This is a genomic window from Streptomyces aureus (genome assembly GCF_001418135.1).
Classification (GTDB): Bacteria; Actinomycetota; Actinomycetes; order Streptomycetales; family Streptomycetaceae; genus Streptomyces; species Streptomyces aureus_A.
Window position 1 is genome coordinate 1 of record NZ_LIPQ01000232.1, and the last position, 4,467, is coordinate 4,467.

5 protein-coding genes are annotated in these 4,467 nt (G+C 72.9%); 1 reads left to right on the forward strand and 4 read right to left on the reverse strand.

Annotated features, from left to right (window positions below; translation table 11 throughout):
• Positions 1–114: 114 nt before the first annotated feature.
• Complete coding sequence (locus AOK00_RS19965) at positions 115–1,182, reverse strand: alkene reductase (RefSeq protein ID WP_055601663.1); 1,068 nt, start codon at positions 1,180–1,182, stop codon at positions 115–117.
• A 116-nt stretch (positions 1,183–1,298) separates the two neighbouring features.
• Between AOK00_RS19965 and AOK00_RS19970 the strand changes: the two genes are divergently transcribed.
• Positions 1,299–1,808, forward strand: coding sequence for a MarR family winged helix-turn-helix transcriptional regulator (locus AOK00_RS19970; protein ID WP_055601664.1), 510 nt, complete (start codon positions 1,299–1,301; stop codon positions 1,806–1,808).
• A 187-nt stretch (positions 1,809–1,995) separates the two neighbouring features.
• Here the strand turns inward: AOK00_RS19970 and AOK00_RS19975 are convergent, their stop codons facing one another.
• From AOK00_RS19975 to AOK00_RS19985, 3 genes are all read right to left on the reverse strand, one after another.
• The gene (locus AOK00_RS19975) at positions 1,996–3,054 is read right to left on the reverse strand and encodes an aminotransferase class V-fold PLP-dependent enzyme (RefSeq protein ID WP_055601665.1); all 1,059 of its coding nucleotides are present in this window, start codon (positions 3,052–3,054) and stop codon (positions 1,996–1,998) included.
• Between the two features lie 130 nt (positions 3,055–3,184).
• Positions 3,185–3,892, reverse strand: coding sequence for a DsbA family oxidoreductase (locus AOK00_RS19980; RefSeq protein ID WP_055601666.1), 708 nt, complete (start codon positions 3,890–3,892; stop codon positions 3,185–3,187).
• A gap of 73 nt (positions 3,893–3,965) precedes the next feature.
• Positions 3,966–4,442 (reverse strand): GNAT family N-acetyltransferase, encoded by a 477-nt coding sequence (locus tag AOK00_RS19985; RefSeq protein ID WP_055601667.1) that lies wholly within the window; start codon positions 4,440–4,442, stop codon positions 3,966–3,968.
• Positions 4,443–4,467 lie beyond the last annotated feature (25 nt).

The following is a 4,467-nucleotide window of genomic DNA, read 5'->3' on the forward strand; positions in this document are numbered from 1 at the left end:
GTAACCGGAGCACCCGGACCACCGCACCCGGAGCGCCCGCCCCTTTCGTCCTCGCGTTTCCAGGTGCTGCGGGGGGGGGCGGGCGCTCCGGGTGCGGTGCTCCGGGTGCTCCGGTTACAGCGCCGGGTAGTCGGTGTAGCCGCGGTGGTCGCCGCCGAAGAAGGTCGCCGGGTCCGGGGTGTTGTACGGGCCGCCGGCCCGCAGCCGGGCGGGCAGGTCGGGGTTGGCGAGGAACAGCGCCCCGTACGCGACGAGGTCGGCGGTGCCGTCCTCGATCAGGGCCAGCGCGTCGGCCCCGGTCGGCCCTTCGGTGGAGGGATTGAGGATGAACGTGCCCGAGAAGGCCTTGCGCAGCGCGAGGGTCAGCTCGCGGATCTCGGGCGCGGGCTCCGTAACGTGCAGGTACGCGATGCCGACGGGGTCGATCGCGGCGACGAGGGCGGGGTAGAGCTCCTCGGTGTCGGTCTCGGCGATGTCGTTGTAGGTGTTGGCCGGGGAGATCCGCAGACCGGTGCGCTCGGGGCCGATCTCGGCGGCGACGGCCTTGACGACCTCGACGGCGAGGCGGATGCGGTTCTCGACCGGGCCGCCCCACTCGTCGGTGCGGTGGTTGGAGCCGGAGGCGAGGAACTGCTGGATCAGATAGCCGTTGGCGCCGTGGATCTCGACGCCGTCGAAGCCGGCGTCGACGGCGTTGCGGGCGGCCTCGGCGAAGCCGGCGATCGTCTCGCGGATCTCGTCGGCGGTGAGTTCGCGCGGAGCGACGAAGTCGATGAGGCCGGTGCCGGCGAAGAGCTGGCCCTTGGGGGCGACGGCGGACGGGCCGACGGGGTGGAGTCCGTCGCCGAGGACGACGGGGTGGCTGATCCGGCCGGCGTGCATCAGCTGGACGAAGATCTTTCCGCCGCGCTCGTGGACGGCGTCGGTGACCTCGCGCCAGGCGGCGACCTGCTCGGCGCTGTGCAGGCCGGGGGTGTTGGGGTAGCCCTGGCCGACGGCGCTGGGCTGGACGCCCTCGGTGATGATCAGGCCGGCCGAGGCGCGCTGGGCGTAGTACTCGGCGACGAGCGCGGTGGGGGTCCGGCGGTCTGCCTCGGCGCGGCTGCGGGTCATCGGGGCCATCGCGATGCGGTTGGCGAGCCGGATCCCTGCGAGGTCGACGGGGTCGAAGGCGGTGGTCATGGCTGTCCCCTTCACGAACTTATGTGGTCGGCCAAGTATCTGGTCCGGATGTCACTGTAACCCATTGCTTGGCCAGCCAAGGTAATCTGTGGGAAGACCTTCACGAGGAGCCCGCGATGTCAGGAACCGACCCCGTCTGTACCGAGACGGCGCCCTCCGCCGCCCACGGCGGCCCCGTCAGCGTCGCTCTGGCCCGGGTGGCCCGGATGCACCGGATCGCCGCCGGGCGACGGCTGCGGGAACTCGGCCTCTACCCGGGCCAGGAGATGATGATGATGCGGCTCTGGGACTGCGGGCCGGTCCGTCAGTCCGAGCTGATCCAGTCCCTGGGACTCGACGCCTCGACGGTGACCAAGATGCTCCAGCGCATGGAGCACTGCGGCCTCGTCCTGCGCCGCCCCGACCCCGCCGACCGGCGCGCCGTCCTGGTCGAGGCGACGGACGAGGGACGGTCGCTGCGCGTCGGCGTCGAGGGCGTCTGGTCCGACCTGGAGCAGGCCTCCCTGAGCGGTCTCGGCCCGGACGACCGGGCCGAGCTCGAGCGGCTCCTCGGCGTCGTGGCGGACAACCTGCGCGAGGAGGCGGGCGAGGCGGGCGAGTGCCCGGCCCCGCCGCGCGGCTGCTGAGCGGGACACCCCAGAAGGACGGCGCCCCCGCGCGCGTACCCACCCCACGGGCGTACGGCTCGTACGTACCCCACGGCGGGTCTTGCTCGCACCTGCCCCACGGGCGTACGACGGTCCTGCCCGTACCTGCCCCGCCGACGTAACACGGCCTTGCCGGTACGTGCCCCCCGCGGGCGCGGTACGGGTGTCAGCCCGCCAGGACCTCCAGGGCCCGGTCGACGTCCGATGCCGTGTTGTACAGGTGGAAGGACGCGCGCAGATTTCCCGCGCGGACGGAGAGCAGGATGTCCGCCTCGCGCAGCGCGTCCTCGCGGTCCCCGAGGCCGGGGACCGCGACGACCGCCGACTCGTCCATCACCGGCGCGTGGCCGAGGGCGACGAGTCCGGCGCGGAAGCGGGCCGCGAGCCCCTTGACGTGGGCCTCGATCCGCTCGATGCCGACCTCCTCAAGGAGCGCGAGCGAGCGGGCCGCGCCGTGGTACGAGAGGAAGGCCGGGGGCTCGTCGAAGCGGCGTGCGCTGCCGGCCAGTTCACGGACCGGGCCGTAGCTGTTCACCCACAGCTCCTCGCCGGTGACCCAGTTGGCGTGGATCGCGACGAGCGAGTCCTGTGCCTGCTCGGTGACGGTGAGGAAGGAGGCCCCGCGGGGGCAGAGCAGGTACTTGTAGCCGCCTGCGACCGTGTAGTCCCACTCCCCCGCGCGCAGCGGCAGCCAGCCGGCCGACTGGGTGGCGTCCAGGAGGGTCCGGGCGCCGTGCGCGGCCGCCGCGGCCCGGATCGCCGCGAAGTCCGCGGTCCGGCCGTCCGCCGACTGCACGGCGGAGAAGGCGACGAGCGTGGTGTCGGGGCCGACGGACTCGGCGAGCCGGTCCAGGGGCACGAACCGGGTCTTGAGGTCGCCGCGGATCGTGAAGGGGGTGATGACGGAGGAGAAGTCGCCCTCGGGGAAGAGGATCTCGGACCCGGCGGGCATCGACTGGGCGATCATGCCGCAGTGCACGGCGACCGAGCTGCCGACGGCGACGCGCTCGGGCGCGACACCCACGAGCCGGGCGTAGCCGGCGCGGGCCTCGTTCACGACCTCGAAATCCCCGGCCCCGCCCGGACGTCCGGCGGCGGTCTCCTCCGCGAGGAGCACGACGGCCTCGATCGCGCGGCGCGGCAGCAGCCCGCAGGCGGAGGTGTTGAGGTAGGTGTTCTTCGGCGCGAACTCGGCGCCCCCGAGGGGCTTTTCCAGAGATTCCATGCCCCCACCCTGGATTCCCCACGATCACCCGTCAATTGGGTTCGGTCGTGGGGAATCCCCAAGCCGCGCTTATCGCCGCAGGTGGGAGGGGGTGCGGGGGGTGATCATGAGCCGGGCCGGGTGCGGCCGGTCACGCGCCCGGGACCTCGCAGCCGCCGTCGGTGTCGCAGACCGCCGCGTCGCCGCCGACGGTCTGGAGGGCGCGGCCCTGCCAGGCCTGCTCAAGGGCCTGGGTGAAGACCTCGGCGGGCTGGCCGCCGGAGATGCCGTAGCGGCGGTCGAGCACGAAGAACGGCACGCCGTTCGCGCCGAGTTCGGCGGCCTCGCGCTCGTCCTCGCGTACGGCGTCGGCGTAGGCGGAGTCGTCGGCGAGGACGGCCCGCACCTCGGTCTCGTCGAGACCGGCCTCGACGCCCAGCGTCACCAGGGTCTCGGCGTCGAAGACGGAACGCTCCTCGGCGAAGTTGGCGCGGTAGGCCAGGTCCAGGAGCTCGTTCTGCAGCCCGCGGTCCTTGGCGAGGTGGAGCAGCCGGTGGATGTCGAAGGTGTTTCCGTGGTCGCGGCCCTCGGTGCGGTAGCCGAGGCCCTCGGAGTGCGCGTTGGACGCGACGTGTGCCTCCATGGCGCGGGCCTCGTCGAGGGTGCGGCCGTACTTCTTGGCCAGCATCTCCAGGACGGGGCCGGTGTCGCCCTTGGCGCGGTTCGGGTCGAGCTCGAAGGAGCGGTGCACGACCTCGATGTCGTCGCGGTGGGCGAAGGCCTCGAGTCCCTTCTCGAAGCGGGCCTTGCCGATGTAGCACCAGGGGCAGGCGATGTCGCTCCAGATCTCGACGCGCATGTGACTTCTCTCCGGGGTTCGGCGGCGGGGTGTTCGGGGTGTTCTGTCGCGGCAACGACCCCGCCGGCGGATTTCATTCCGTTTCCGGTCCCAGTGTGAGCCGGAGCACGAGGTGGTCGCCGTCGCGCGGGGTCTCCGGGTCGGGGGTCCAGCCGTGGGCGGTGTAGAAGGCCTGGGCGCGTTCGTTCTTCTCGAAGACCTCCAGGCGCGCCTCGGTCACCCCGGCGGCCCGCCAGGCCTCGACGCAGGCCGCGTGGAGCTCGGTGCCGACGCCCGCGCGCCAGCGGGCGGGGAGGACGTGGAGCTGGGTGAGGTGCGTGAGGCCGTCGCGCTCCCCGTACGCGGCGATGCCCGCGAGTTCCCCGTCCCGTACGGCGCAGAGCACGGCCCCGCGCCCGACGGCGGCGGCCCAGCCGGCCCGGGAGCGGGCGATCTCCTCGGGGCCGAGGAAGTCGGCGTCGGGGACGTGACCGCGGTAGTAGGTGGCGCGGGCCTCGGTGTGGAGGGCGACGACGGCGTCGAGATCGGCGGGGGTGGCGAGTCGGATCATGGTTCTTCAGGACGCACGGGAGGGC

Bases quoted from the DNA above. Each gene is read 5' to 3' on its own strand.
- AOK00_RS19965 (WP_055601663.1), bottom strand. From the start codon at position 1,182: ATGACCACCGCCTTCGACCCCGTCGACCTCGCAGGGATCCGGCTCGCC.
- AOK00_RS19970 (WP_055601664.1), top strand. From the start codon at position 1,299: ATGTCAGGAACCGACCCCGTCTGTACCGAGACGGCGCCCTCCGCCGCC.
- AOK00_RS19975 (WP_055601665.1), bottom strand. From the start codon at position 3,054: ATGGAATCTCTGGAAAAGCCCCTCGGGGGCGCCGAGTTCGCGCCGAAG.
- AOK00_RS19980 (WP_055601666.1), bottom strand. From the start codon at position 3,892: ATGCGCGTCGAGATCTGGAGCGACATCGCCTGCCCCTGGTGCTACATC.
- AOK00_RS19985 (WP_055601667.1), bottom strand. From the start codon at position 4,442: ATGATCCGACTCGCCACCCCCGCCGATCTCGACGCCGTCGTCGCCCTC.